At 63.9% G+C, this 26,534-nt stretch carries 26 protein-coding genes and 1 other RNA gene; 11 read left to right on the top strand and 16 right to left on the bottom strand.

Going from position 1 to position 26,534, the window contains the following annotated elements:
• Nucleotides 1-35: 35 nt before the first annotated feature.
• Entirely contained in the window at nucleotides 36-1,166 is a 1,131-nt protein-coding gene (locus C725_RS07390; protein WP_200858596.1) for a protein-glutamate methylesterase/protein-glutamine glutaminase, read from the top strand.
• Entirely contained in the window at nucleotides 1,163-2,167 is a 1,005-nt protein-coding gene (locus C725_RS07385; RefSeq protein ID WP_008601537.1) for a CheR family methyltransferase, read from the top strand. Before C725_RS07390 ends, C725_RS07385 begins: the two co-directional genes overlap by 4 nt.
• On the opposite strand, the gene C725_RS07380 is transcribed toward C725_RS07385, so the two are convergent.
• The gene (locus C725_RS07380) at nucleotides 2,061-2,735 is read right to left on the bottom strand and encodes an SDR family oxidoreductase (protein WP_038282267.1); all 675 of its coding nucleotides are present in this window, start codon (nucleotides 2,733-2,735) and stop codon (nucleotides 2,061-2,063) included. The two genes, C725_RS07385 and C725_RS07380, sit on opposite strands and share 107 nt — an antisense overlap.
• A 90-nt stretch (nucleotides 2,736-2,825) precedes the next feature.
• On the opposite strand from C725_RS07380, the gene C725_RS07375 reads away from it, so the two are divergent.
• The 7 genes from C725_RS07375 (at nucleotide 2,826) to C725_RS07350 (ending at nucleotide 9,572) form a co-directional block, all read left to right on the top strand.
• Nucleotides 2,826-3,722 carry a DMT family transporter gene (locus C725_RS07375; RefSeq protein WP_008601535.1) on the top strand — a complete coding sequence of 299 codons (897 nt, stop codon included), beginning with the start codon at nucleotides 2,826-2,828 and terminating at the stop codon, nucleotides 3,720-3,722.
• On the top strand, nucleotides 3,719-4,459 hold the full coding sequence (locus C725_RS07370) for an N-acetylmuramoyl-L-alanine amidase (RefSeq protein WP_008601533.1): 741 nt from the start codon (nucleotides 3,719-3,721) through the stop codon (nucleotides 4,457-4,459). Before C725_RS07375 ends, C725_RS07370 begins: the two co-directional genes overlap by 4 nt.
• A gap of 12 nt (nucleotides 4,460-4,471) precedes the next feature.
• Nucleotides 4,472-4,864: RNase P RNA component class A (gene rnpB / locus C725_RS15360), an RNA gene on the top strand.
• A gap of 93 nt (nucleotides 4,865-4,957) precedes the next feature.
• A complete protein-coding gene (gene lptF, locus C725_RS07365; protein ID WP_008601528.1) occupies nucleotides 4,958-6,214 on the top strand; it encodes an LPS export ABC transporter permease LptF in 1,257 nt (418 codons plus the stop codon).
• Nucleotides 6,214-7,314 (top strand): LPS export ABC transporter permease LptG, encoded by a 1,101-nt coding sequence (gene lptG, locus C725_RS07360; protein WP_008601526.1) that lies wholly within the window; start codon nucleotides 6,214-6,216, stop codon nucleotides 7,312-7,314. Before lptF ends, lptG begins: the two co-directional genes overlap by 1 nt.
• A gap of 185 nt (nucleotides 7,315-7,499) precedes the next feature.
• On the top strand, nucleotides 7,500-8,294 hold the full coding sequence (locus C725_RS07355) for a sterol desaturase family protein (protein WP_008601522.1): 795 nt from the start codon (nucleotides 7,500-7,502) through the stop codon (nucleotides 8,292-8,294).
• 129 nt (nucleotides 8,295-8,423) lie between these two features.
• Complete coding sequence (locus tag C725_RS07350; protein ID WP_008601520.1) at nucleotides 8,424-9,572, top strand: hypothetical protein; 1,149 nt, start codon at nucleotides 8,424-8,426, stop codon at nucleotides 9,570-9,572.
• Nucleotides 9,573-9,595: 23 nt separating this feature from the next.
• Here C725_RS07350 and xth read toward each other — a convergent pair whose 3' ends face one another.
• From xth to C725_RS07310, 9 genes are all read right to left on the bottom strand, one after another.
• On the bottom strand, nucleotides 9,596-10,369 hold the full coding sequence (gene xth / locus C725_RS07345; protein ID WP_008601517.1) for an exodeoxyribonuclease III: 774 nt from the start codon (nucleotides 10,367-10,369) through the stop codon (nucleotides 9,596-9,598).
• Between the two features lie 24 nt (nucleotides 10,370-10,393).
• Entirely contained in the window at nucleotides 10,394-10,720 is a 327-nt protein-coding gene (locus tag C725_RS07340; RefSeq protein ID WP_008601515.1) for a HesB/IscA family protein, read from the bottom strand.
• A gap of 56 nt (nucleotides 10,721-10,776) precedes the next feature.
• A complete protein-coding gene (locus tag C725_RS07335; RefSeq protein ID WP_008601513.1) occupies nucleotides 10,777-11,871 on the bottom strand; it encodes a M23 family metallopeptidase in 1,095 nt (364 codons plus the stop codon).
• Nucleotides 11,872-11,982: 111 nt separating this feature from the next.
• A complete protein-coding gene (locus C725_RS07330) occupies nucleotides 11,983-12,786 on the bottom strand; it encodes a ferritin-like domain-containing protein (protein WP_008601511.1) in 804 nt (267 codons plus the stop codon).
• 11 nt (nucleotides 12,787-12,797) lie between these two features.
• Nucleotides 12,798-13,271 (bottom strand): thioredoxin-dependent thiol peroxidase, encoded by a 474-nt coding sequence (gene bcp / locus C725_RS07325; RefSeq protein WP_008601509.1) that lies wholly within the window; start codon nucleotides 13,269-13,271, stop codon nucleotides 12,798-12,800.
• Nucleotides 13,268-15,949: a bifunctional [glutamate--ammonia ligase]-adenylyl-L-tyrosine phosphorylase/[glutamate--ammonia-ligase] adenylyltransferase gene (gene glnE, locus C725_RS07320; RefSeq protein ID WP_008601508.1), complete on the bottom strand. Its 2,682-nt coding sequence runs from the start codon at nucleotides 15,947-15,949 to the stop codon at nucleotides 13,268-13,270. The genes bcp and glnE overlap by 4 nt, the downstream gene beginning before the upstream one ends.
• 303 nt (nucleotides 15,950-16,252) lie before the next feature.
• Nucleotides 16,253-16,900, bottom strand: coding sequence for a sigma-70 family RNA polymerase sigma factor (locus C725_RS07315; protein ID WP_038282374.1), 648 nt, complete (start codon nucleotides 16,898-16,900; stop codon nucleotides 16,253-16,255).
• Between the two features lie 131 nt (nucleotides 16,901-17,031).
• Complete coding sequence (locus C725_RS16510; protein WP_008601502.1) at nucleotides 17,032-17,169, bottom strand: hypothetical protein; 138 nt, start codon at nucleotides 17,167-17,169, stop codon at nucleotides 17,032-17,034.
• Nucleotides 17,170-17,208: 39 nt separating this feature from the next.
• Nucleotides 17,209-18,006 carry a response regulator gene (locus C725_RS07310; RefSeq protein WP_008601500.1) on the bottom strand — a complete coding sequence of 266 codons (798 nt, stop codon included), beginning with the start codon at nucleotides 18,004-18,006 and terminating at the stop codon, nucleotides 17,209-17,211.
• 133 nt (nucleotides 18,007-18,139) lie between these two features.
• Between C725_RS07310 and C725_RS07305 the strand changes: the two genes are divergently transcribed.
• Nucleotides 18,140-19,759: a sensor histidine kinase gene (locus C725_RS07305; protein ID WP_078056196.1), complete on the top strand. Its 1,620-nt coding sequence runs from the start codon at nucleotides 18,140-18,142 to the stop codon at nucleotides 19,757-19,759.
• A gap of 46 nt (nucleotides 19,760-19,805) precedes the next feature.
• On the opposite strand, the gene C725_RS07300 is transcribed toward C725_RS07305, so the two are convergent.
• From C725_RS07300 to C725_RS07285, 4 genes are all read right to left on the bottom strand, one after another.
• A complete protein-coding gene (locus tag C725_RS07300) occupies nucleotides 19,806-20,621 on the bottom strand; it encodes a hypothetical protein (RefSeq protein WP_008601496.1) in 816 nt (271 codons plus the stop codon).
• 50 nt (nucleotides 20,622-20,671) lie between these two features.
• The gene (locus tag C725_RS07295) at nucleotides 20,672-21,874 is read right to left on the bottom strand and encodes a toxic anion resistance protein (protein WP_051051273.1); all 1,203 of its coding nucleotides are present in this window, start codon (nucleotides 21,872-21,874) and stop codon (nucleotides 20,672-20,674) included.
• Between the two features lie 197 nt (nucleotides 21,875-22,071).
• On the bottom strand, nucleotides 22,072-22,806 hold the full coding sequence (locus tag C725_RS07290; RefSeq protein WP_038282265.1) for a Crp/Fnr family transcriptional regulator: 735 nt from the start codon (nucleotides 22,804-22,806) through the stop codon (nucleotides 22,072-22,074).
• A 158-nt stretch (nucleotides 22,807-22,964) separates the two neighbouring features.
• Nucleotides 22,965-24,614, bottom strand: coding sequence for a hybrid sensor histidine kinase/response regulator (locus tag C725_RS07285; RefSeq protein ID WP_008601491.1), 1,650 nt, complete (start codon nucleotides 24,612-24,614; stop codon nucleotides 22,965-22,967).
• Nucleotides 24,615-24,753: 139 nt separating this feature from the next.
• On the opposite strand from C725_RS07285, the gene C725_RS07280 reads away from it, so the two are divergent.
• The gene (locus C725_RS07280; RefSeq protein WP_008601489.1) at nucleotides 24,754-24,963 is read left to right on the top strand and encodes a hypothetical protein; all 210 of its coding nucleotides are present in this window, start codon (nucleotides 24,754-24,756) and stop codon (nucleotides 24,961-24,963) included.
• A 347-nt stretch (nucleotides 24,964-25,310) separates the two neighbouring features.
• Here the strand turns inward: C725_RS07280 and C725_RS07275 are convergent, their stop codons facing one another.
• Nucleotides 25,311-25,934, bottom strand: a complete 624-nt coding sequence (locus C725_RS07275; RefSeq protein WP_008601487.1) for a hypothetical protein — start codon at nucleotides 25,932-25,934, stop codon at nucleotides 25,311-25,313.
• Between the two features lie 4 nt (nucleotides 25,935-25,938).
• On the bottom strand, nucleotides 25,939-26,463 hold the full coding sequence (locus C725_RS07270; RefSeq protein ID WP_243442719.1) for a hypothetical protein: 525 nt from the start codon (nucleotides 26,461-26,463) through the stop codon (nucleotides 25,939-25,941).
• Nucleotides 26,464-26,534 lie beyond the last annotated feature (71 nt).

Raw genomic sequence — 26,534 nt, 5'->3', positions numbered from 1 at the left:
CCGACGCGAAGCCGGCGAGCCCTTCGGACGGCGACATGACATTCGGCGTTATGCCCACAGAGCCCTTTCCAGCGGCCGGTCCGCCTGACCCACGCCCCGCGGACCGGCCCATTCGCGTCATGCTGGTCGACGACAGCGGCGTCACGCGCGCCTTGTTCGAACGTTGGCTGCGCGAGGCCGGTATCGACATCGTCGCCGCTGCAAAAAACGGAGAGGAGGCGCGCGAACTGATCGCAAGCTGCAATCCGGACATCGTCATCCTGGACATCGAAATGCCCAAGCTTGGCGGGCTCGATGTTCTTCCAGAACTTCTGGCGCTGTCGCCGGGCGTCCGCATCCTGATGGCATCGACGCTGTCGCGCCGCGGCGCGCGCATCACGATGGACGCGCTGAAAATGGGCGCGGCCGATGCACTTGCAAAGCCGGACAGCGGCTGGGCGAGCAGCCAGGCACAGGGGTTTCGCGCGGATTTCCTGCGCCGGATCGAGGCGCTCGGTCGCCGCGCGCCCGCGGGCCGTTCGCTGCGCCCGGCGCAGCGGGCGGCGCAGGCGCCGCAAAGGATCGGCAACGCGCTTCGATATTCGCCCGGCCCCCGTCCGGCAATCGTCGTCATCGGCGCATCGACCGGCGGGCCCAACGCCCTCTTCACCCTTCTGGCGAACCTCCCTTCACAGCTCGCTGCCCCGATCGTCATCACGCAGCACATGCCGCCGACCTTTACGGCGGTCTTCGCCGAGCATCTGGCACGCACGAGCGGACATCCCGCACGGGAAGCCGGGGATAACGAAGTGCTGGAGTCCGGGCATATCTACGTGGCGCCGGGCGGACGTCATCTGGAAGTCAGACGCACGAGGAACGACAAGGCGGTTTCCATTCTGACCGACGCGCCGCCGGAAAATTTCTGCCGGCCGTCGGTCAATCCGCTGTTTCGAAGCGCCGCCGCCTGGGGCCAGCACGCACTCGCAATCGTGCTGACGGGTATGGGTTCCGACGGTCTGGAGGGCGCGCGCGAGCTGAAGGCCGCTGGCGCGCGCCTTTACGTGCAGGATGCCAGGACATCGACGGTCTGGGGCATGCCGGGCAGCATCGCGCGCGCCGGCCTCAGCGACGCCGTGCTGCCCCTCAGCGCCCTGTCGCGCCTGATCCGCACGGAGCTTGCGGCATGACCGCTCCGGCATCGCCCTTCCCGCGGCCCGCCGCCCGCTGCGCGGCAGCCGGTGCTGCGCCCGCCCTGCGGCCGGTCACCGCCGCTCCGCCGCGCAGCTTTCCGGTTTATGCCGATCTCTGCGCGCGCTATTCCGGCCTGAAGTTTTCCGAGGAAAAATCCTACCTCCTCGAAGCCCGCCTGTCGGCGATCATGCGGCGGGAAGGCTGCGCCGATCTCGACGCGCTTGCGGCTGCGCTGGCCAAGGACCCGTCGCGGCTGGAGCCGGACATCGCCGAGGCGCTCCTGAACAACGAGACCTTCTTCTTTCGCGACCGCGCCCCGTTCGACGAGCTGCAAGCGAGCGTCCTGCCGCGACTGAAGGCAGCGCGCAGCGCAGAGCGCCGTCTGCGTATCTGGTCCGCCGCGTGCTCCACGGGGCAGGAGCCATATTCCCTGTCCATGATGTTCGCCGAGGAGCGGGCCAGTTGGCACGGATGGGGTATCGAGATTCTCGGAACCGACCTGTCGCGATCGGCCCTGACCCGCGCACGGTCAGGGCTCTACACACAGTTCGAGGTGCAGCGCGGCCTCAGCACCCACAGGCTGCTGCAGCACTTCACCAAGGAGGGAGAACGGTGGCGGCTGAAAAACGACATTCGCTCCCGCGTGCGATTCCTGCCGCGAAACCTGATGCACCCCCTGCCCGGCGGGGAATGCTTCGACATCATCTTCGCGCGCAACGTGCTGATGTATTTCGGGCGCGAGCGAAAGGCCGAGGTTCTGGCACGGCTGCGCACGGCGCTGGCCCCGGACGGCGTTATCATATTGGGGGCGGCCGAAACGCTGTTCGGCTTTCAGGACCTGTTCCGGCCGGCCGCCGGCAGCCGAGGCTATTACAGTCCCACCCTCGACATCACCAGGACAGCGATTTGCCCTGATAGTCGCGGAACAGTGCATCCTGCCCGGGGCGAACATCGCGAATCACCGATCGCATTCCCGACACCGAATCAGCGGGTTTGACCGGCGCGCCGCTGCCGCCCATGTCGGTCTGGACGTGGCCTGGATGCAGGGCGACCACGCCGATCCCATCCTCCAAAAACGCAATGGCCATGTTCTTCACCGCCATGTTCGCTGCCGCCTTCGACATGCGATAGGTCCAATAGCCGCCAAAGCCGTTGTCGCCGATCGAGCCCATCAGCGAGCTGAGCACGGCGAACGTGCCGCCCGGCGCCTTCAGCTTGCCCTTCAGCCGGCGTGCGGAAAGGATCGGACCGAGCGCATTGATCCGCATCACCCGTTCCCAATCCGCCGGGTCCACATCGTCGATCGGACCTTCCCGCTCCTGCGTGCCGACCCCGGCATTGTGGACGATCAGGTCGAAATCGCCCGGCAGATCGCCGGCCAGGCGGGACAGCGCGTCCTCATCGGCAACGTCGGCGAGATAGGCGGAAGCACCGGAATCCCGGAGTTCGGCGCAATCCGATTCCTTGCGCGCCGTGGCGTGAACCTCCCACCCGTCGGCAAGATACTGCGCGACGAATTCCCGCCCGATGCCGCGGCTCGCGCCGACGATCAAACATTTCGGCATGTCTCTTGTGCTCCTGCTGATATGCCTCTGCCAGCGTTTTCGCCGTGTTTTTCGTTCCCCTGAAGCCGCAAAGTCCCTAGCCCGAGAACCATGGCCCCGATCCACCTTCTTTTCATCGTTTTCATCGACCTGTGCTGGGCGATGAACATGATCGCCGTGAAGGTGGCGGTCGACGCGGTCGAGCCCCTTGCCGCCGTGACGCTGCGTTACGCCATCGCCCTGCTGGTGACGCTGCCGTTCATTCGCTGGGTTCCGGGCCGCATGCGCCTGATCGCGACCACGGCCATCATTGCCGGCGCTGGCTTCATGCTGTTCGTGAACACCTCGCTGGCCGTGACCGACAATGTGGCGGCGCTTGCGATCGCGGCGCAGCTCGGCGCGCCGTTCAGCCTGATCCTTGCCGTCATCTTCCTCGGCGAGCGCATCCGCTGGATCCGCATCGCCGGCGTCACGCTCGCCTTCGTCGGCATCGTCATCATGGGGTTCGATCCCGCCATCTGGTCGGAGCGCCTTGGCGTCGGCCTGACCGTCATCTCCAGCCTGCTTTGGGCCGTCGGCTCTCTGCTCTTCCGCCGCTTGCAGGGCGTTCCGGTGATGAACATCCATGGCTGGCTCGCGCTCATCAGCGTTCCCATTCTGGGCGCGGCATCGCTGATCTTCGAACCCGGCGCGCTGGTCTCCTCGTTCTCCGCACCGCTGGGCGTCTGGGGATGGATTGCCTTTTCGGCAATCTTCTCCTCGCTGGTCGGCCATGCCGGCATGAGCTGGCTGCTGCAGAAATACGATGTCAGCGTCATCGTACCGCTGACGCTGCCGACACCGCTCATTTCCGCGGGCGTTGCCGTCTTTTACTTCGACCTGCCGATTACGACCGGGCTGGTCGTCGGTGCGCTCGTCAGCTTCGTCGGCGTCGCCATCATCACCCTGCGCAGCGCGAAGAAGGAGCCGGAGATCGCCGAACAGTGGGTGAGGAGAGCGCGCCGGTGACAGCCGGGCCCGACATCGCCGAGAGCCCGTCGCCAAACCAGAACGAGCGGGCGCTGCCGGTCAGCATCGTCGTTCTGCATTATACCGGCATGCTGTCTGCGGAGGCGGCCCGCAAACGGCTCTGCGATCCGGAGGCGGAGGTTTCCGCCCACTATCTGATTGAAGAGGACGGGCAAATCTGGCGACTGGTTCCGGAGAACCGGCGCGCCTGGCACGCCGGCAGGGGCTATTGGCGCGGCGTCCGCGACGTCAATTCCGCAAGCATCGGCATCGAGCTTGCCAATCCCGGTCACGAGCATGGCTATGCCGCCTTTCCCGAAGCGCAGATCGAAGCGTTGACGCGCTTGCTTCCGGACATTCTGGAACGGCACGGCGTGGCGCCGGAGAACGTGATCGGGCATTCCGACCTCGCGCCCGACCGAAAGGACGATCCGGGCGAAAAATTCCCGTGGGAAACGCTGGCGAAGCGAGGGCAGGCGGAGGCCCGCCCCCATGCCGGCGGCGATGACATATGGGACGATCCGCACTGGTCGGACGTGGGCACGATGCGCGCTCTCGGCCGCTTCGGCTACGAGGCGGATCAGCCGGAAAGGGCGGTCACGGCGTTCCAGCGCCGCTGGCGACCGGACCGGGTCGATGGAACGATCGATGCCGAAACGCGCACGATCCTTCTTGCGCTGCTATCGCGCCGCAGTGCGGGCGCCTTGAGGCTTGGCACGCACCTGCCCCGACCCTAATTGAAGGGAAGGTCAGAGGGCTGGACGATCGCCGCGCCAGGCGCCGAAAGGCAGGCGGGGAGGAAAGTCCGGGCTCCACGGATCAACGGTGCCGGGTAACGCCCGGCGGGGGCGACCCCAGGGAAAGTGCCACAGAAAGGAAACCGCCCGCGCAGCCTCTGGCGGCAAGGGCAAGGGTGAAAGGGTGCGGTAAGAGCGCACCGCGACTGCAGCAATGCAGGCGGCATGGTAAACCCCACCGGGAGCAAGACCGAATAGGGGCGGCGCATGGGCCAGATCCGGCCTGGACCGCCCGGGTAGGTTGCTGGCGGCCGCACGCAAGTGCGGTCCTAGAGGAATGATCGTCCAACCCGTTCGCCGCAAGGTCCGGGCGGACAGAACCCGGCTTACAGGCCCTCTGACCTCACGCCCTGCGGCGCAGGCCGCATGGCGGCGGCCGGCCGCGGACAGAGAGGGCGCAGCGGCCATACCGACTTTCCCCGCTCGCCCCCCTCCGCTATGCGCGAAGCTGTGACCCTGACCCGCTTCGATCGTTACCTCGCGCGCCTGATCGCCTTGCCGCTTCTGTCGACGCTTGTGATTGCAGCCATGCTGCTGCTGCTCGACAAGATGCTGCGTTTGTTCGATTTCGTGGTGAACGAGGGCGGCCCGATTTCGGTCGTCTGGCGCCTGCTCGGCAACAGTTTTCCCGAATATCTCGGCCTCGGCATCCCCGTCGGCCTGCTGATCGGCATCCTGCTCGCCTTTCGCAAACTGGCCATGTCGAGCGAACTGGACGCGATGCGCGCGGTGGGCATCTCCTACGTACGAATGCTGCGCGTGCCCTATGCCTATGCAGCGGCGCTGTCGGCACTCACGATCATCATCGTGGGCTTTATCCAACCCGTCACCCGCTATGCCTATGAGGGGCTGGAGTTCGAGCTTCGTTCGGGCGCCCTGGGGGCGTCCATCAAGGTCGGCGAATTCGTGACGGTCGCCGAAGGAACGACGTTGCGGGTCGAGGAAAGCCGCGACAGCGGCGCGGACTTGCGCGGCATTTTCCTGAATACGCGCGGCGCGGACGGGCGCAGCGCAACCGCCGCCGCCGAAAGCGGCACCTTTCTGTCGACAGACGATCCGAACATCATCCTTCTGCGCCTGCGCGAGGGAACGCTGGTCCATGACAGTCCCGACCAACCTGAACCGCGGGTGCTCTCCTTCGAAAATTACGATCTTGCCGTTCCCCTGCCGCAGATCGATGTGTTCCGGGAACGCGGCTCACAGGGCGACGATGCCGAACTGACGATCGCCGAGCTCTACCGCAATATCGGCAGCCCCGGCGATCTGACGGCGAAGATCGAACGCGAAATTCAGGCGAATTTTCACCGCCGGCTGGTACAGATCGTGGTGCCCTTCCTGATACCCCTGCTGGCCATATCCCTGGCGGTGCCGCCGAAACGATCGGGCAGTGCGCTCGGTGTGTTCGCGGCCCTGATCATCCTTGTCGTTTATAACGAGATTTCCGAAAGCGCGGAGCGGTCAGGCGCGGCGGGGGAGGTGCCGATCGTCTTCAGTCAATGGGCCGCATTCGCTGGTTTTGCGGCATTATGCGTGTGGTTCTTCTATGTCCTGGCGTTCCGGCCGGCAGGGCAGCCGATCGGCATGCTGGAGACGACGGCGGCGAAGGCAGCGCGGCCGCTGCGCGCGGCCCTTCGCCTTCTTCGCCGCCGCAGGCGCGAACCCGGCAGCGCGGCAGAGGCAGAGGCAGAGGCGTGATGCGGCTTTCCCCCTGGCCCTCGAACATGCTTGCCCGCTATCAGGCGAAGACCTTCGCGCTGCGCATTCTCGCCTTCGCTTTCGTTCTCATCGGTCTGCTGCAGGTCCTCGATCTGTTGACCGAGTCGGAAGTGATCCTCGCGGCGCCCGGAAACGGCAATGCGGCACTGCTGCACTATGTGAAGCTGCGCCTGCCGCAACTCGCCGATACCTTCCTGCCATTTGCGGTTCTGCTCGGCGCGCTCCTCACCTGGTCCTCGTTCAGCCAGTCCAGCGAGATCGTCATCATGAAGGGCGCAGGCATGTCGCCGCACGCCATCATGGCGCCGATGATGCTGACAGCGCTGCTGGTCGGCGGCCTGCACTTCGCCTTCGCTCAGACCATCCTGCCTCGCACCAATGCGGAACTCGATGCCTGGCAGAAGGCGGATTATGGCGCTTATGACCCGGAAATGCCGGACGACCGCAGCGACCGCTGGCAGGCCGGAGATAGTGATATCGTTCATGCCGAGCGCGTGTCCGGAACGGGTGCCGGCATGGTGCTGACGGACGTCCGGGTCTTTCGCCGGGATGACAATCGCCTCGTTTCGGACATCAGGGGAACGCGCGCGACCTATGCGGGGGATGAGGGTTGGCGACTGGAGGGGGTGCGCCGGTTCGACGTCGAAACCGGCGAGGAGGTGCGGTCGTCTCCGTTGATGGTCGGGCGCGGAATCGACCCTGACGTCTACACGGTTCGTTCGCCCGACCCGGACGAGGTGAACAGCATGGAACTGTCGGCCGCAATCGACAGGATGGAGGCCACCGGCGCGTCGACCGCCGCCCTGCGCACCACATGGCACCAGAAAATCGTCAAACCCCTCAGCGCCGTCCTGATGCCCCTGCTGGGTGCGGTCGCGGGGTTCGGACTTGCCCGATCCGGCCAGATGTTCATCCGGTCCGTGGTCGGTCTCGGCCTCGGCTTTGCCTATTTCGTGGCTGACAATGCCATGTTGGCCATGGGTCAGTTCGGCGCCGCTCCGCCCTTGCTGGCGGCCTGGGGGCCCTTCCTCCTGTTCCTGATCGTCGGCGAGGCGCTGATCTTCCGAACGGAGGAATAGAGCCCCGCCGGCGCCCACACTGTTGCATAAAAGTGACGGATAGCGGCTCGATTCAGGTTCGGTACAGCGCCGGGCCGCAAAATCGCCGCATTGCGTTCCTATATTATGCTCCAGAGAAAGTCCGCGTCGAGAGCGGCAGGAACGGCAAGCCCGTTCCGGTTTCCAAAAGAGAAGAGAGTAGACAGGTGAATATTCTGAAGGGCTATCGTGTCGGCATGTGGAATAAATCCCACTATCTCGACAAGATGACATTCAAGGACCTGGTGATCGCGTACTTCCAGTATTATGCGATTCAGGCCTATCTGGTCCTTTCGGCCGCAGCCATCTACCTCGCGGCGCAGAACCCGCCGACCTTGTTCGAGGGTATTCTGGCCGGTGGTATCGCCGTCGTCGCCTATCCGCTGGCCTGGTACGTGTTGCACCGCTGGGTTCTGCATTCGCAGTGGATGTACAAATCGCCGCTGACCGCGACGACGTGGAAGCGGATCCATTTCGACCATCACCAGGACCCCAATCATCTGGAGGTACTGTTCGGCGCGCTCTACACCACCCTGCCCGCGATCGTCCTGATCATGGGCCCGGTCGGCTATGTCATCGGCGGCATGGGCGGTCTGTGGGTCGCGCTGGCCTCCGGCATGCTGATGACCTGCGTGTACGAGTTCGTCCACTGCATCCAGCACCTTGCCTACAAGCCGAGAAACAAGTTCCTGCAGCAGATGAAGGCGCGCCACATGGCGCACCACTTCCATGACGAGACCGGCAATTTCGGCATCACGGATTTCTCGTGGGACCGGCTGTTCGGCACCTTCTACGAGCGCAAGGACCGGCCGCGGAAATCCGCCACGGTGTTCAACCTCGGCTATGACGAGGAGGCCGCCAAGCGCTGGCCCTGGGTTTCGAAGATGTCCGGCGGCACCTATGAGAAGCCCGAACGCCGCGCCAAGACGAAGGAGCGGATGGAGGGCACGGAGGCAGCCTAGCCCCGGCCTCGCAAAGATTTCACGCGCTGCCGCGCCCTTGTGCGGCGGCGCGTTTTGTTTCATCCGCCGGACATTCGGAACAACCGAAGCGGCGGGAACCGCCACCATCGGCGGCAAGGGGAAATGTCCGTGAACATGCAAGATATCACCGTCCGCCGCTGCGAAAGTCGGGCCGATTACAAGGCATTCGTGGACCTGCCCTTTCGCCTTTACAAGGACGATCCGAGCTGGCGTCCGCCGCTGAAGATGGATGTCCATCAGCTGATCGCCGGACCGAAGACCAATCCATGGTTCCTGCATGCCCGCGCAGCATTCTTCCTTGCCGAGCGCGGCGGCCGCGTCGTCGGGCGTATCTCCGCCCAGGTGGACGAGCTGGTGCTGGAGAATATGGGTGCCGGCACCGGCCAGTGGGGCATGTTCGAGACGGAGAACGACCAGCGCATCGCAAACGCCCTGTTCACCGCCGCCGCGGATTGGCTGCGCCAGCAGGGCATGACGCGCATGCTGGGCCCCTTCAGCCTGTCGATCTGGGACGAGCCCGGCCTTCTGGTCGGCGGCTTCGACCTGCCGCCGACGGTGATGATGGGACATCATCTTGCTTATTACGAGGATCTCGTCACGGCGGACGGGCATCAGACGGCGAAGACGATTTACGCCTATGAACTCCCGATCGAGGAGGGATTCCCCCCCGCCGTGGCGCGCATCGTCGATTTCGCCGAGAAATCGGATCGCATCCGCATGCGGCAGGTAGACAAGTCGCGCTTCGACGAAGAGGCCGCCCTGATCCTGGAAATCCTGAACGACGCCTGGTCGGACAATTGGGGCTTCGTGCCCCTGACCGATGCCGAGGTGGCGCATGTCGGCAAGAAGCTGAAACCCATCGTCTACGAAGACCTGATCCGCATTTGCGAGGTGGACGGCGAGCCCGTTGCCTTCATGATCACCCTGCCCGACCTCAACGAGCTGACGCAGGACCTCAACGGCCGCCTGTTTCCCTTTGGCTGGGCGAAATTGCTCTGGCGCCTGCGCCGGCCGCAGGTTTCCCGCATGCGCGTTCCTCTGATGGGCGTGCGGAAAACGCATCAATCGGGCCGCCTGGCGACCTTCATGGCGTTCCTGATGATCGAGCATATCCGCCGCGCGAGCGTTGCGAATTACGGCGCCACCCGGGGCGAGATCGGCTGGATCCTCGAGGACAACAAGCCGATGCTGTCGATTGCCGACGTGATCAAATCGAAGATCACGAAGACCTACCGCGTCTACGAGAAGGCCCTGTAACGCCGCCACGGCGTGGGCATTCCTCAGTCCGCGATTTCGATCCATACGGGCGTGTGGTCGCTGGCCTTTTCCCGGCCGCGATATTCCCGGTCGACCTGAGCATCGAGAAGACGGTCGGCGATCTGCGGACTGAGGAGATGGTGGTCGATGCGCAGCCCTGCATCGCGCGGCCAGCATCCTGCCTGATAATCCCAGAAGGTGTAGAGCTTGTCATCGTGCGGATGCACCGCGCGCAGTGCCTCCAGCCACCCTTGCGCCAGGATGGCGCGATAGGCCGCGCGGCTTTCCGGCTGCACCAGAGCGTCGTTTGCCATCGCGCGCATTGAAAAGACATCCCGGTTCTCCGGGGCGACATTGAAGTCGCCGGTGATGACGGTCGGAATCTCCGCTTCATACAGCGAAGACGCGCGTGCGCGCAGCCGCTCCATCCAGGACAATTTGTAATCGAATTTCGGACCGGGCTGCGGATTACCGTTCGGCAGGTATAGGCAGGCGATCCGAACGCCACGATAATCCGCCTCGATATAGCGTGCGTGATCGTCGTCGGGATCGCCCGGCAGCGCGACTTGCACCTCCTGCGCCGGCTCCTTCGTCAGAATAGCGACGCCGTTGAACCCCTTCTGGCCGTGAACGAGCGCGTGATAGCCTGCCGCCTCGATGTCCGTCACCGGGAACAGATCCGTCTGCGACTTGATTTCCTGCAGGCAGGCCACATCGGGCTGCGTTTCTGCCAACCATTCCAGGAGGCGCGGCAGGCGGGCCTTGATACCGTTGACGTTATAGGTGGCGATTCTCATGCCCGCCTCCCTATCAGGCGGATGTCAGACGGAGAAGGAGGTGCCGCATCCGCAGCCGCTTGCCGCGTGCGGATTGCTCACCTGGAAGGACGCGCCGCCGAGGTTGGACACGAAATCCACCTGCGATCCGCCGACGAGATCCATGCTGACCGGATCGACCACCAGGGTCACGCCGTCGGTTTCCGCGACGATATCGTCGGCATCGGCAGCGTCCGCCAGCCCGAATTTATATTGAAATCCGGCGCAGCCGCCGCCTTCCACGCTCAGGCGCAGGATCGGGGCGACATTCTGTTTTGCCGCGATTGCGGCGACGCGCGCCGCGGCGGAGGGGGAAAGGGTCACGCTGGCCATGACAGGAAGATAGGCAGCCTGCCTCGTTCCCTCAAGCCGAAGAAAACCGGCGCGCCTTACTCGCCGCCGATGGCGCTCGTATCCTCGCGAACCGCCACATCCATGGTTTCGAGGAACGGCATGGGATTAACCGCGCGGCCATCCAGACGCACTTCGTAGTGCAGATGCGAACCCGTCGAACGGCCGGTGGAACCCATGGCACCGATGGTTTCACCGGGGCCGACCCGGTCGCCGGTCTTCACATTGATTTTCGACATATGGGCATAGCGTGTCGTCAGGCCCTTGCCGTGGTCGATCTCGACCATCTTGCCATAACCGCCCGTCCAGCCCGCACGGATGATTTCACCCGCGCCCGTCGCCACGACCGTCTCGCCAACCGGACCCGCCATGTCGACGCCGGTATGCATCTTCGTCGTGCCACGGAACGGATCGAGCCGCACCCCGTAACCGGAGGTGTAGGTGAATTTCTGCACCGGCTTCCGCTTCGGAACGCCGGACATTTCCTTCTCCAGCGTGTCCAGGCGTTTCCAGCTGAGGAAGAGTTCCTTGAAGCGGGCGTCGGACCCGCCGAGATCCGCCTCCGCGCTGCCCACCTCGACCTCTGGACCGCCCATGCCCAGATCGGCGGCGTGCGTGAAGCGAGCCTCCGGCAGGCCGAGCTTCTCAAGGTGCGCGCGGCGCGCGTCAAAGCGCGCGCGGGCTTCGTCCGTCGCCAGTTCTGCAAGCGCGAACTGGCGCTGCTCCACGGCGTTCAGCGGGCCCATCAGGCCTGCGGTCTCCGTCTCGTCTCCGCTGCCGAGAACCTGACCCTCCTCGCCGACAAGAACCTCCGCCAGCATGTCCTGCCGCGCCTCAAGCGCCGCGGCCTTCTCCGCAACCTCATCCTGCAACTGCGCAACCTGCGCCTGCATCTGCGCGAGTTCCGCCCGCTCTGCCGCGGTGGGTGCATCGCCAGGCCCCGCAACGGCGATACCGGTCATGGCGGCACTGTAGGAGAAGAGGCCGAAGACGCCGGCGGCGAACAGCAGCTGCTTCTTCGCCGTCAGTCGCAGGACCTGCATGCCCGTACGCTCGGAATAGTGCATCAGTTCGCGGTCGGTGAAAAACTTGCGAAAGGCGGCCTGTGCGCCCGACAGCACTGATTTTGTCATCAAGATCTTCCCCAGCGAACGGCCGCGGGCTGCTTCGCCCCGGGCCGCCGGCCCTCTCTTCGAATAAAACCTGCCAGCCCGAAGGCCTAAGCCCAATTCCTGTTCGCTTGGTTAATGGCGATCAAGGCCAACATAATAGTCTATCGTCAGTCCGGCCTGTGCGCGCGCCGAGTCGTTGAACGGCGGTTTTACGCGGCCTTTGAAATGCTGCCGAACGAGCGAACGGAAGTGGTCGGGCGGTGGTTTCCCAGCCGATTCGCACAATCGGCGGAACCAGCGATTGCCGATCGCGACATGACCGATCTCATCCTGATAGATGGTCTGCACGACGTCCGCGCTCGCATCGTCCCCGGCCGCGCGCAGACGTGCGATCGTGGCGGGGGAAACGTCCAGCCCCCGCGCCTCCAGAACCTGCGGAACGACGGCCAGGCGCGCGGCGAGATCGTTGCTGGTCGCCATCGCCGCCTCCCAAAGGCCATCATGTGCGGGCAGATCGCCATAAGCCGCGCCGAAGGCCGCGAGCCGATCCGAAAGGAGCAGGAAGTGCCGCGCCTCGTCATCGCCGACGGAGATCCAGTCGGCGGTGAAGGCGGCGGGCATCGCGCCGCCAAAGCGGCCCGCCGCATCCCAGGCCAGATCGATGGCGTTCAGTTCGATATGCGCGAGGGCATGCAGAAGAGCGATGCGCGAACGCTCCGACCCGGCCCGGCCGCGCTTCGGCATTTGTGACGGCGGCAGCAATTCGGGTCTCGCAGGCCTGGCAGGACGCAACGGCAGGGCGGTGTCCCAGTTTGCGGCAAGATCCCCGGCCCGGTAACGCTCCGCGAGCGCACGGCTGAGCGCCGCCTTTTCCGGGGGCGAGGCCGCCAGAAGAACCGCCCGCGCGGCAGCCCCGATGCTGGAGACGCTGGTCATTCGCTGATCGGTCAGTCCAGATCCCGCGCCGCCGCCAGCACCGCGTCGATATGATCCTTCACGCGCACCTTTCGCCAGACGCGCGCGATCTTTCCGTCGCGGTCGATCAGAAATGTCGAGCGCTCGATCCCCATGAAGGTTCGGCCGTACAGCTTCTTTTCCTTCCAGGCACCGTAACGATCGATGACCTCCCCCTCCGGGTCGCTACCCAGATACACGTCCAGGTCGTGCTTCGCGCGAAACTTGCCGTGTTTTTCGACCGTGTCCTTCGAAACGCCGAGTATGTCCGTCTCCGCTTCGGCAAACGCATCCTTCTCCTGCGTGAAGCCGATCGCCTGTTTGGTACAGCCCGGCGTGTCGTCCTTCGGATAGAAATAGAGGACGAGCTTGCGCCCCCGAAAATCGCTCAGGCGGAATGTGCGACCATCCTCGCCGGCCAGTTCGAAATCAGGGGCCGCATCGCCAGCCGAGAGATCCTTCGTCATGTCTTGGCTTCTCCAAAAATTCGCTTCCACTCCGCCGCGATGGTGCGGCGGGCATCTCCTATGGCGGCCTTCATGTCGTCCCACCCCGCCCGGTGGCAAGCCTCTGCCACCATGGCGCGCGTCATCGCGGAGTTGCGCCCCTCCGCCTCGTCCCCGACCAGCCGCGACAGGACCAGGAACCGCGCAAGAAGATCGTGCGCCTCTCCCATCTCCCCAGACAGCAAGCCGGCAGAGGCGAGCGCGTCGATGGCCAGGCGCAGATCCGGATTGAAGCCGGTCTGCATGCTGAGCTGCAGATAATGCACGATAAACTCCAGGTCGATCAGACCGCCACGTCCCCGCTTCACATCCAACGGGCCGGATTGGGGATGCGCCCGGTCCATATCGGCGCGCATGTCGATCACGCGGCGCATCAGTTCGCCCGCATCACGCTCCTGGTAAAGACCGGCCTCGATTCCGGTAAACACCTCCTGCGCCGCCGCGTCTCCCAAGACGAGACGCGCTCTCGTCAGCGCCATATGTTCCCAGGCCCACGCCCGCTGCCGCTGATAGTCCGTGAAGGTGTCCACGCTGACGGCAAGCAGCCCATCACTGCCGGACGGGCGCAGGCGCGTATCCACCTCGTAAAGCGGCCCGGCAGCGGTCGGCACGGTGACGGCCGATACAAAGCGCTGGAACAGCCGGTTGAAATAGGTCGTCGCCCCAATCGGCTTTTCGCCGTCCGATGGGGCGTCATGCTCGCCGGAGAAGAGGAACACGAGGTCGAGGTCGGACTGGTCGGTGAGAAGCCGCCCGCCATAGCGACCGAAGGCCAGGACGATGGGCACCGCGCCGCCCGGAAGCTTGCCATGCTGCGCGGCCATAGCGAGTTCCACCGCCGGCATCAGGGCGACCAGCGCTGCGTCGGCAATGTCGGAATAGGCGCGTGCCCCGTCCAGCGGATCGATACGGCGCTCGAGAAGCGACACGCCGATACGGAACCGCTGCTCGCCGGACCAGCGCCGGATCGCATCCAGCGCTTCCTCCAGATCGCCGCTCCGGGCGACATGGCGCTCTGCCTGCTTCCGGTAGTCTGCAGCGGATGCGCCATGATCGAGGTCCGCCCCGATCAGCACATCCAGCAGCTCCGGCCGGCGAGCGAGCTTTCCGGCAAGCATCGGCGCGTGCCCCATGACGCGGGCAAGAAGGTTCGCAATGCCCGGGTTCGCCGTCGTGAGCGCGAGGAAGCGGACGGCCGACGTCATTCGGGATAACATGTCGTCAAAGCGGCGTAGCGCATTGTGCGGCGCCGTCAGATGTCCGAACGCCTCCGCCAGCACAGGCAGCGCATTCTCCAGCTCTCGCTGGGCCGGGTCGCTGCGCAGCGAGCGATATGCGCCCTCCCGCCACTTGGCGATCAGCGTGGCCAGCTCCTTCGGCGCGGCCAATCGCTGCTCGCGGAGCCATGATGCCAAAGCCTTGCCGCGCGGAACGGCCGGATGCGCAGCGGACGAGGTGAAGGCCTCGTACCGCGCAGCCGCATGCTCGATACGCGGGAGGAGCGGCTCGGCAAAGGCGGCGAAGCTGGAACAGCCGGCCAGCCCCGCCAGGGCCTCTCGCTCCTCCTTGCGGGCCGGAATGCTGTGCGTCTGCTCGTCGTCGACCATCTGCAGCCTGTGTTCGGCGTTTCGAAGCGCCTCATAGGTCGCGGACAGTTCGGCTGCGTCCTCGACCTGAATGCGCCGCCCCGCGCTCAGCGCGATGAGGGCGGCGCGGGTCTCCGGCATGCGCAGGGACTCGTCCCGGCCGCCGAAGATCAGCTGGTGCGCCTGTGCGAAGAATTCGATTTCCCGAATCCCGCCGCGTCCTCGCTTCAGGTCGAATCCGGGACCGAAGCGCTCCGGGCCCTTCGCATGGTCGCGAATGCGCAAGGACACATCTTCGATCGCCTGCACGGCGGTGTAGTCGAGCGATCGACGCCAGATGAACGGCTGGATCGTGCGCAGAAACTGCTCGCCCATGGCGATGTCGCCGGCCACGGGGCGCGCGCGGATGAAGGCGGCGCGTTCCCAGGTCAGCGCCTCGCCCTGATAATAGATTTCCGCGCGCCGCACCGGAGTGGCGATGCCGAACGCTTCCGCATCGGGCCGCAGTCGCAAATCCACCCGCGCGACATAGCCGTGTGCGGTACGCCGCTGGAGAAGTTCGGAGATCCGCCGGGCGATGCGGTTAGCCGCCTCCGCCGGGTCGTCCCCGCTCCGCATCGGCAACCGGTCCCCGTCGAACAGGTAAAGGAGATCGACGTCACTGGAATAGTTGAGTTCGCGGCTGCCCAGCTTGCCGAGCGCAAGCGCGACGAACCCCTCCGGCCGAGCACCAGGAATGCGCTCTGATATTGCCGTGCGGACAGCCCAATCTATGGCAAGGTCGGCAAAATCGCTGAGCGCGCGGACGACCGCCGTCAGGTCATAGACCCCGGAGAGGTCGGCGATGGCGGCCCCGAACGCCGTGCGCTGCCGGCGGCCCCGAATCTCCTCTTCGGTTCCGTGGAAAGGCGCCGCGAGTGCTGGCGCGAGGAACGCATCCGGCCCCTCGTCCATAAGAGCGCGGGGCCAGTCCGGGCGGCGGCGGACGATGCCGCGCAGGAACGGCGAATAACGCTGCGCCCGGTCCACCGCATCCTGAATGGCGTCCGTCATGAAGCTCCGCGAATTTTGCGGTCAGTGGACGGAACGCGCCAACGTGACCCGGTGTTTGTAGGACATGCCATCTTCCCGCCCAGACCGTGAACGAACGCCTTACGACCCGACCGACAACGAACGCACCCAATCGGAGCGCAATCGCCGGTTCGGTGCCTCTCTGCGCAAGCTGTATCGGGATTCGCTCGACGAACCGCTGTCACCCGCGCTGCAGGAAACGTTGGATAAGCTGAAATAGCTGCGTCGCGCCGTCCACGCGAATGACGCTCCCGGCGGCACTTACGGACCTGCGCCCGCCCCCGCCTACCGGCTGGACAGATTGTCGACTTGCGACATGATGCTGGACAGCGCCCCCTCGGTGGCGCCAGACGGCACACTTTCCGTACGCGTCGGCATCTTGCCGTCGGCAAGGATCGTTTCCAGCGCGGCCCGGCCGCGCGCCACCCGGCTCTTTATCGTGCCGACAGCGCAGTCGCAGATGGCGGCCGCCTCCTCATAGGCGAAACCGCCCGCGCCCACCAGAATCAGCGCCTCCCGCTGGGCCTGCGGCAGTTGCAGCAGTCCGCGCTCCAGATCGGCGAGTTCGATCTGCCGGTCCTGCCCCGCCGGCGCGGCGAGCAGCTTGGACGCGGTAAAATCGTCCCATTCCCCCTTGAAGCGCGCCCGGCGCATCTGGCTGAGGAACAGGTTGCGAAGGATGATGAAGGTCCAGGCGCGCATGTTCGTGCCCGCCTGAAAGCGGTGCCGTGCGGCCCACGCCTTCAAAAGGGTTTCCTGAACGAGATCGTCGGCGACGTCACGATTGCCGCTGAGCGAGCGGCCGAACGCACGCAGATGGGGAATTACCTGCGCGAGTTCCGCCTTGAAATCACCGTCGGACAGTTGCTCGGTGTTCGGCTTCGGCGCCTGCGAAGGTGCCGACTGAAGCCGATCAAGGAGTTCGGCGAACATCGGCGGCAGCGCCTGCGATGCGCTCTCCGCAAAGACCGAACGCAGGAAACCGCCGACGTCGCCGGTCACTGCCTCATTCTGATTTTCGGCCAGATCAGCCATTCGAACCCCCGCCAGAAACTCTTATAAACTTAGGAAAAGACGACAAGCATTACCAGAAAGGCGATGGCGAGCAGCACCGTCGAAATCAGCAGCACATACCTACCGACGTGCGGCGTCTCCCCTGCCCTTGCCTGCTCCTTCGCGACTTCTTCGTGATTCTCGTCCATAGCAAACCCCTTTTACTCGATTGGATCGTCAGCAAGCCGTCAGGCCGGGACTGCTGCCGTTGACTTGAAAAAGAGCGCCTGAGCGATAGCGGCCTTTACCGTGGACCGCTGAAACGGCTTCGTGATCAGGAAGGTCGGTTCCGGACGCTCGCCCGTCAAGAGGCGCTCCGGGAAGGCCGTAATGAAAATCACCGGTACGGCGAACTTTTCCAGAATGTCCTTCACCGCATCAATGCCGGAGGAATCGTCGGCCAGCTGGATGTCGGCGAGGATCAGCCCAGGCTTCTGCTCCTCGGCCGCCGCAACGGCCTCGTCGCGCGTCACTGCGATGCTTGTCACTTCATGGCCCAGATCGACGACGATGCTCTCGATATCCATGGCGATGATCGGCTCGTCCTCGATGATGAGAACGCTGGTCTTCGTCTGCTTCTCGATCTCGCTCAGCGCTTCCTTGACCAGCGTGCTGACCTCTTCCGGTTCACGGTCGATCAGATAGGCGGAGTCCTCGTTCGAAAACCCTTCCATCGCGGTCAGCAGCAGCGCCTGACGCGACAGCGGCGTGATGCCGGCCAAACGCTCGTGGGCGATCTTCTCAAATTCGGAAGATTCGGCCGGATCGGGCTTCACATCCACGTTCGCGGAGCCCCAGATCGCGTGGAACGTCCGGTAAAGTCCCATGCGCGCGTCCACGTCCTTCGGAAAGGATTCCGGCGCCTCGACAATCGCTTCAAGCGCTGCGCGGACATAGGCATCGCCCGCGCTCTGCGAGCCGGTAAGCGCGCGGGCATAGCGGCGCAGATACGGCAGATGAGGGGCGATTTCAGTGGCGAGCGACATCTAGATTTCTCTCCTCTGGCCAGACTGTGTCCGGCCTTCATTTCATTCGCCGCCCTTAGAAACGGGTTTTTCGCCAAGAGCAAGGGCAGCGGTAATGGAACGGCCCGCCGTAAGGCGGGTTCAATAGGGCACAATGAGCGACCCGGCAGAAGTTTCCACGCGAAGTTCATCCAGCATGTCGAAACCCCTGTCGCGGCGGGTTTTGACAGCGCTGACCATCGCGCTTCTGCCGATCGGGCTGATTTCCGCGGGCCTGTCCGCGATCAGTTATGATGATGCATATCGGGAAAGCATCGCGCTTATCGAGCGCCGCGCGGTCAGACTGGCCGACGAGGTCGACAATATCATCACCGATGAGGGGCTGGCCCTGCGTGCTTTCAGCCTGCGCCTGGATCTCGACGATAATCTCAACACATGCGAGGCGGCCTTGACGCGGATCGTCGATCTGGAGCCCATGTTCGAAAGCGTCAGCCAGATCGATGCGTCGGGCCGCGTCACCTGCCGATCGCCGGGCGGGCCGGATCTGAACGCGCAAGAGGCGCGCTATGCGGCCAAGGGGTTTCGCGAGGACAATGGACGGCCGGGCGAACTGTTCTTCGATGCCGCACGCAGGAACGTCATCTTCGCCGTACGCGACCGGACAGCCGTATCCACGCCCTCCGGTATCGCGGCGGTCATCCCTCTGACGGCGTTACAGGCGCGGCTGAACGAAGTCTCACGGCCGGCAGGGTCGCGCCTCGCCGTGCAGGTGACCCGCGAACAGCCGACCAGCCTGGAGATGCCGGAACCGATCGTGGTTTCGGACGGGCGCTATGGCTTTCGCGCACCGACGCGGATCAACGGCCTGATGATCGAGTATGACGAGCCGGTCCCAGCATTCTCGGCCAGACGTCTCGCGTCGATCATAGCCCCGCCCGTGATGTGGCTGGCGGCCCTCGCCATTGCCTGGCTGACACTGCGGCGGCTCGTGATCCGCCCGCTTCGCACCATGCAGGCCGGCATCGACGAACGTGCAAGAAGCGGGGTCGTTGATCCGCTGGAGCCCCGCGTCGGCAATACAGCGGAGTTCGCCGCATTTGCCGCATCGTACGATTCCCTTGCCGATAAGCAGCGGCGTGATCGCGAAGATCGAGAAGCTGCGCTGGAAAAGCAGCAGCGCCTTGTCCGCGAGGTCCATCACCGTGTTAAGAACAATCTGCAGATCATCACCAGTCTGCTCAGCATCAAGGCGCGGGATACGAATGTCGCCGGAGAGCGGCGAGCCTATGGCATCATCCAGATGCGCGTTGAAGCTCTGGCCCTCGTGCATCGCTGGCTATATGCCGACGACCATGCGCGCGGGGTCGATGTCGGGGCGCTGCTGAACGATCTGCTTGCGAGTCTCGAGAGCAGCATCGAAAACGTCGTTGGTGTCGCCGTGCACTTAACCAACCGGTTCGACCGCGTTTTCGTCGGACAGGACGCCGCCGTGCCGCTGTCCTTCCTGATCACGGAACTCCTCGCGGGGGAAGCCGCGCGTCTGGAGCCTGGTCTGTCCATGGAAGCGCATGTGGAATTGCTGCGCACGGACGAGGGGCACGGAATGCTCACCATCTCCGGAGACGACATCGGCGGCGCCACCCTTTCCGGTGAGGGCCTCCGCACGGCAAGCGGCCGGATCGTCCAGGGCATGACTCGGCAACTTCGTGGTGAACTGTCCTATGACGAGGATGCGAACACGATCATGCTGAGCTTTCGGCTCGGCAACGAATAGCTTCGGCCGTCCTCCCTCGGCGGATGCGATGAGACGCGCTGCGGCGTCACCCCTGCCCCGGACCGCCAGAGCCCGCCGGCCCCGACGCTCCTGCTGGCGCGGTCTGCGGCGAACCCGCCTCATCGCCGCCTGACGCGGCGGTGCCCTGCCGATACTTGATTTCGAGAAAACGTCCCTCGATCGCGAGGCGGTCGAGATCGCCGCGCGCAAGCTGTTCCGACAGGCGCTTCAGCTCCGCGGAGATCGTTTCCAGCCCCTCATGCAGCTGCGCCTCTGCCTCACTGCCTCGCTGCCTATAGGCCTCCGGCACGCTGGTGAACGAGTCGACGAGACGCGGCAGCTCCTCTCCGATCAGCTTGCGCGCATCCTGCACCACAGGTGCACTGCCTTCGACCTTCTCAAGTTGAGTTGCCAGCACCTCGAGGCGGAGCAGAAGCTCGTCCACCTGGCGCGCGGCTGTCGCCGGCAGCGCGGCACGCCGCGCCTCCAGCCAGCGCTCGACCCGAACCGGAAGAGCGGCAAGCTCCGCATTGCGTATCGTGTCGATGGTCGGCGCCGGAGCCTTTCGAGCCGGCCAGAACAGCGCCGTGCCGAGCGCGATCGCAAGCGCCGCCACCAGAAGAATGAAGCCGTCGATGCCGATCGCGCCGAAGACGCCGTAGAACAGCGCCAGAGCAATGAAGGTCGCGACGAGCACCCCGGCTGCGCGAATAACACGCGTCCGGACGCCGCTGCCGCCCCGCTGCCGCAAACGCCTGGCGGCGGCACGCCCCTCTTGCGAGCGGGCAAGCTCGCGCAGTTTCCGCTCCGCGCGGGCGTTCATCTCATCATATCGCGCGAGGACGGTGTCGACATTGCTCATCGTACATGCACTCCGGACGGCGGGTGGAAGGGACAGTTCGTCACGGGGCCCTACTCAATCGCGGCGAAGGCTGGCTTGGTGCCGGCGAGTTTCGCCTGCTCCGTACCTTCTGCCCGCGCGATATAACCGCGTGATTTCTCGACCTCGCCCTCCAGAAGCTGAACCGTCTGCTTCATGTTTCCAAGCGCCTCGACCTTGAAACTGTCGATCTCGTCCATCGTGGCGTAGATATTTTCGAAGGCCCGTTTCAGTGTGTCGAGCGGAATGGTGGCAGAGGCGGCCTGCTTGTGAATTTCCCCCGTCTGAGTGCGCAGCATCTCGCCGGTCGAATCGATGACACCGGCCGTCGTCGTGTTCAGTGCGGTAATCTGGTCCAGCACCAGCTTCTGATTGGTCATCGCCTGCGCGACGGTCACGCCGGTCCGCAGCGCCGACACGGTTGTCGTCGAGGCCCTATCGACGCCCTTCATCAGTTCGACGTTGTTCTTCTTGACCAGATCGAGTGCCAGATAGCCCTGCACCGTCACCGCCATCTGGGTCAGCAGGTCCGTGACCCGCTGGCGCGTATAGAACAGGGCGCTTTCGCGAATCGCCTTCGCCTTGTCGGGATCGCTGTGATCGAGCTCCGCCGCTTTCGCCTCCAGCTTCGCGTCCAGCGTCTTCGCCACAAAGATCATCTGCTCCAGCTTGCCCATTGTCTTCCACAGGTTCTGCCGCTCCACATCGATCGCGGCATTGTCGCGAAGCAGTTCGTCCTTGCCGCTCGCCAGCCGGTCGAGGATCGCGGCGATATGCGTCTGCGCGGACTGGTAGCCGGCAAAGTAGCTGCGCGCCTTCGATCCCATGGGAATCAGACCGAACAGCTTCTTGCGCGTCAGCAGATTGCCGCGCTTGCCCGGATCGAGATCCTCCACCGTCCGGCGCAGCTCCGTCAGATCCTTGCCGATATCGGTCTCGCTGTTCATGGCGCGTGTTGGACGATCGAGGAACCGGTTCGAATAGCTCGCGGCCTCTTGGATTTCGCTGCGCCCCAAAGACGTCAGCTGATCGACACGGCGTCCGAACTCCGGCGAGTTCGCGTCCTGCTGAGTCAGTTCGGCGATGAAGCTTTCGACGTTCGCCTCCAGCTGCGACTTCTTCTCGTCGTCAATGGGAACGAGGCCCGCCGCTTTCTCGCCGTCAACCTTCACAACGGGGTCCGGCGCGTCCAGCTTCAATTTCGTCTCGGCGCCGGTATCCGTCTGGCTCATCATCGTCTCCCACATATCATCGCGGCGGGCTTGCCGACAGAAAGCATAGCCGCTTTTGTCCGGTTCCGCTCAAGCAATCGCGAATGCGCGGATGACCCCGCATCGCAATTCCCCTTGTGTATTAGGTAGGCAATACGCTTCGTCCGGGCAAGGGTATGCGGCCGGTTCGGCGCAGGGAACGCGCGGAACCTGCCGAGGGATCAGGTATCCGGGAACCAGCTGGTATCGATACGGTAGTGCATGTCATCGAAATCGCACAGCGCCTTCAGTCCAGCCTCGTCCGTCAAGGTCAGTACGCCGGCGGATAGTTCGATAAGCCCCTCATCGGATAACTGCTTCAGCGTCCGGTTCACGTGAATGCCCGTCAGACCCAACGTGTCGCCGATCAGCTCCTGGCTCATTTCCAGCCGGATCGAACGTCCGACCTGTTCGCCGGAAATGCGCAGGCGGCTGAACATCTGCAGAAAGAAATGCGCCAGACGGCCTGCGGCGTCCATGCGCGATACGGCGCGCAGCCGGTCGTCCTGCGTCACCTGATCCAACGCCTCGATGGAGTAGAGGAGGGCCGTCAGGCGCGGGGAACGGGTGAAAACCACCTTCAGCCCACTCTTATCGAACGGACACAGAACACCGTCCGACGCTGCCGAGATATCGTAGGTGGCCTCGGCACACACGATTTCGTGCGTGCCGATGAAATCGCCGGGAAGAAAGACGCGGTGCACCTGGCGCTTCCCAGACGGCAGCATGGAATGCCCGAAAAACCAGCCCCGCTTCACGACGAACAAGGATCGCGTCGGCTCTCCCTCCCGCCGAACGAGATCGCGCTTCTTGAATGTCAGTTCTTCTTTTTCGAAATCCTGAAGCAGAAGCCGGTCCGCATTGCCCAAGTCCGTATAATGGCCCAGCTTTGCCACCAGACAGCTTTCCGCACTCATTCGCCGTACCCCTTTTGTTTGTTTCACAGGGGCTGAACGGACAGGAAGACGTTATCGATGCGCAACAGTATCCGTTTTTCGCCCCTGAGCATGGACGAACGCTCAGAAGCTGACAACGGGTCGAGCAGGTAACGCCGCTCTCCTGACTTAGGCAAAGGTCATGCATCGCTGCGAAACAGCAGACGGAACGTCGATCCCTGTCCCGGTGCGCTCTCCACCAGAACGGCGCCGCCAACCTGACGCATGAAGCCGTAAATCTGCGCGAGACCGAGGCCGGTGCCGGTCTCGCCCTTGGTGGTGAAGAAGGGCTCGAAGATCTTCTCCAGCGTTGCCGGGGTCATGCCGACGCCGGTGTCGGTCACGATCACCGCGACATAAGCTCCTGGCGGAAGCTCGCCTGCGTCCGTGGTTCGCTGCGCCAGCGCCGTGGTGATTCGGATCGTGCCGCCGTCAGGCATGGCGTGGCGTGCATTGACGACCAGGTTGACGAGCGCTGCATCGAACTGCGTCTGATCGGTCCAGCAAAGCGGCAGACGCTCGGCCAGTTCGATCTTCAAGCGGACATCCGGCCCGGCCGCGTGCTTGAGCACCTGGTCGAGATTGGCGATCAGGGCATTTGCGTCATGCCGCGCAACGGCGAGGTCGCGGCGCCGGGCGAACGACATGAGTTGTCGCACAAGATTCTCGCCTCGGGCCAGCGCCTGTTCGGTCGCAGTCATGATCTCCGGTGTCGGGCCGCGGCTTTGGATCAGCCTCAGGCTCGCCGCCGCCGCCGCCAGCACGTTGTTGAAGTCGTGTGCGATCCCGCCGGTCATCTGGCCCAGCGCCTCCAACTTTTGCGTGGTAATGGCGCGCTGGACCTGCTGCACCCGCTCCTTCTGCCGCCTGTCGAGCACATAGGTGAGCCAGGCGATGAGAATGACGAGGGCGCCCACCGCCAGCAGCATCGGCCACGTCGCCTGCCACCATTGCCGCCGCACGCTGTCCATTCCATCGCCCACCGCGACCCCAAGCCCGAGTTCGGGTAGAAGATGGTAGCTGATGATGCGGTCGCGCCCATCCAGCGCATCACTGTGGACCATGCCGGCTTCGGGCAGATGTTCCGGTATTGAGAAGCGCCTGGGGCTGTAGACGATCCGGTCGTCGCCCGGCGCGCGCGAGGCGAGCACCATGCCGTCGGTGCTGAACAGCGCGACGGCGGCGGCATCGTCCAGTTCAAGCTCGTTGTAAAAGGCGTTCAGATAACGCGGCTCGACCGACGCGCCGATCAATCCGGCAAACGCGCCGTCCGCCGCGGTGAGCTTACGAAGCACCGGGATCGAGCGGACCTTTTGCGTCCGGCTGACGATCGGCTCCCCGATGAGGAAGGTGAGATCCGGATCATCGAGGAAGGCACGGAAGTAGCTGCGATCCGACAGATCGACGGGAACGGATGCATGCGGATCGGAATCCTGCACCAGCTCGCCGCGAGCATCGATCATGAACAGCGCCCGCACGTAAGGAATGCCGTTCGCGCGCGTGCGGAGAGTGGCGGAAAAGTCGGGATCATAGCGCGGCAGCGCCTGGGGCTGCGCCTCTGCCAGACTGTCGAGCACCAGGTCGACGCTGCCGAAGAAGTTGCTCGTCTGCTCATCAAGGAGCCGCGAAAGGCTACCCAACTCCTGACGGGTGTTCCCCAGCGTCTCCCGATAGTTCAGAAATGCCGTGATTGCGGTCAGGACCAGAAGGAGCGCAATGACAAGCAACGCGGCTGCATAGTTGAGATTGATGTTCTTAGCTGTCAGAATTCGTTTGAGAGATTTCAACATCGGGAGAACTGCGTCATCCTGTCCAGGCTGCCAACATGGCAATCAATCAACCTATCCACAAAGGCTCGCGCCGGTATGAAGTTCCTTGCAACAACTTTCAAAATAAGCTGAAACAGCAACGCGTGAAGGCGACATACACATGAGGCGACGCATTTCGAATAACCGCTATTGGTCGAACAACCGCTATTGGATCTTTGCCATCCTTCTCGTCGCTGCCGCAGCGTTCTGGACTGGCATGAAATTCCATCAGTTGCGCTATAACGATATCTGTCTAGACTTGGGCGGCGGCTCTAATCCCGGCGATCATCCGATCTGCGTCGTGGAAGAAGCCCGAACGCCACCGACATAAGCGGCTGCCAACGCGTGACGATCAGCGCCAGGCGTGAATGCGGCAATCGGCGGCGATACCGCACCATACGGGCCGACCGGAGGCAAATGGCGGAGAGGGTGGGATTCGAAATACATCGATATTTCCATATAATTGTTCCTAAATTCTTTTGTATCTCTGTGGCTGTGCCCCCAGCGATGCCCCCAAGCGCTTAACGCTTTCGTAAGGGGCCCTAAGGCATGAATTCTGGGTGAAGCAAACTTCGCCCCCATTAGAAAATTCCGAAAGCACTTGACGCCTCTCGATGCGCTCATCTCCAACTTAGGAAGATGAGCGCATCAGCTAAGGAATTGAAAGCGGCCTTCTCCTCAGTGCTGGGCCGAGGAGGCCTTTGTGGCACTCGAAGAGTGTCTCGTTCCTCTCCCCCACATTTCCCAAGCATGACCGTGTCCCCGGTCGGAGCAGAGTGTGTGGTTCGTTTGGCCGAAGCCGTTGATCCCAAGCGTTCGGCTCAGGACAATGATGTGCACATGGTTTGCGTTCGCCGAGCCCGCCGCGCCTGGCACATGCGCAACAATGATAACGGGATGGCCATCACCGACGAAGTGCTCTCGCGCATACGCGCGAACCTTCTCGTAGCCCGCTGTCCACGAGATGCTCTCTTCTAGGGTGATCTTTACCTGGATGAACGCATGCCGTTCGAACGCCGGAAGTTTCGTGTCGAACTGCTCCAAGAGAAAACCAGCCTCTGCGTAGTCGGAAGACGCCGCGTCAGGGATGAGCACTTCCGATTTCGCGGCCTTGCCGAACACCGGGTCTTCGCCGGGCGCGAGCTTCTTCTCGACCCAGCTTTTGATCCCGTCACGCGGCCCATCCCCGTCCCACCAATAGCGTGTGAACGAAAAGTTCGGATGCGCGCCGGCGCCGTTGGTAAAGCTCTTCAGTTCTGCTGCAGCACTCTTATCCGGGGCAGCTTTTGCTGTCTTCGCCATGAGATTAGTACCCCTCCTTAAAGCTCGGAAAGGTGAGCGCACGGACCATTCCCTTTTCGCGTTCACAGAAAGAGGAAAACGGCGCCGGAAGTCCAACCTCGAGACCGAACGGCGTGACCTGGATGCAGCCCTCCGCGCTGCCTTCAGGCACAAGCCACATCTCACCCTGCCCGCGCCACACCGCAAAGTTGGTGAGCCAGCTACCATCCATTTCAAGCCTGATATCGAAGGTCACGCCGCGCGGCTGCGCATCGAAGCGGAGGAGGATGAGGTCGAGCCCCGACCGCCGGGCAAGTACCTCGCCCTCCGGAAAGAGCAGCGGGCGCCGGCAGGACGTGCCAGCGAGGATGATCCCGGCATAGTGCATCACGACACAGCCCGCGAGGACCGGATCGGCGCGCGATATGCGTGTATCGACCAGATCGTCGATCTCGGTTGCAAACGCATGCACGCGCGCTGCTACGCTGCGGCGCGCGGGCGGCATCAAGGGTTCGCCCGTTCCCGGACGGTCTAATAAGGTAATGGTCATCGGAATTGCCTTTGGATTCTGAGTGTACGCGGCGGCAGAGCAAGGCCGCGTGTCACACCCTTTTTCATTTA

Source organism: Pacificimonas flava (assembly GCF_000342165.1).
GTDB classification, from domain to species: Bacteria; Pseudomonadota; Alphaproteobacteria; order Sphingomonadales; family Sphingomonadaceae; genus Pacificimonas; species Pacificimonas flava.
The sequence above is the reverse complement of the archived record's forward strand: the minus strand, read 5'-3'. Positions and strand labels throughout refer to the sequence as shown.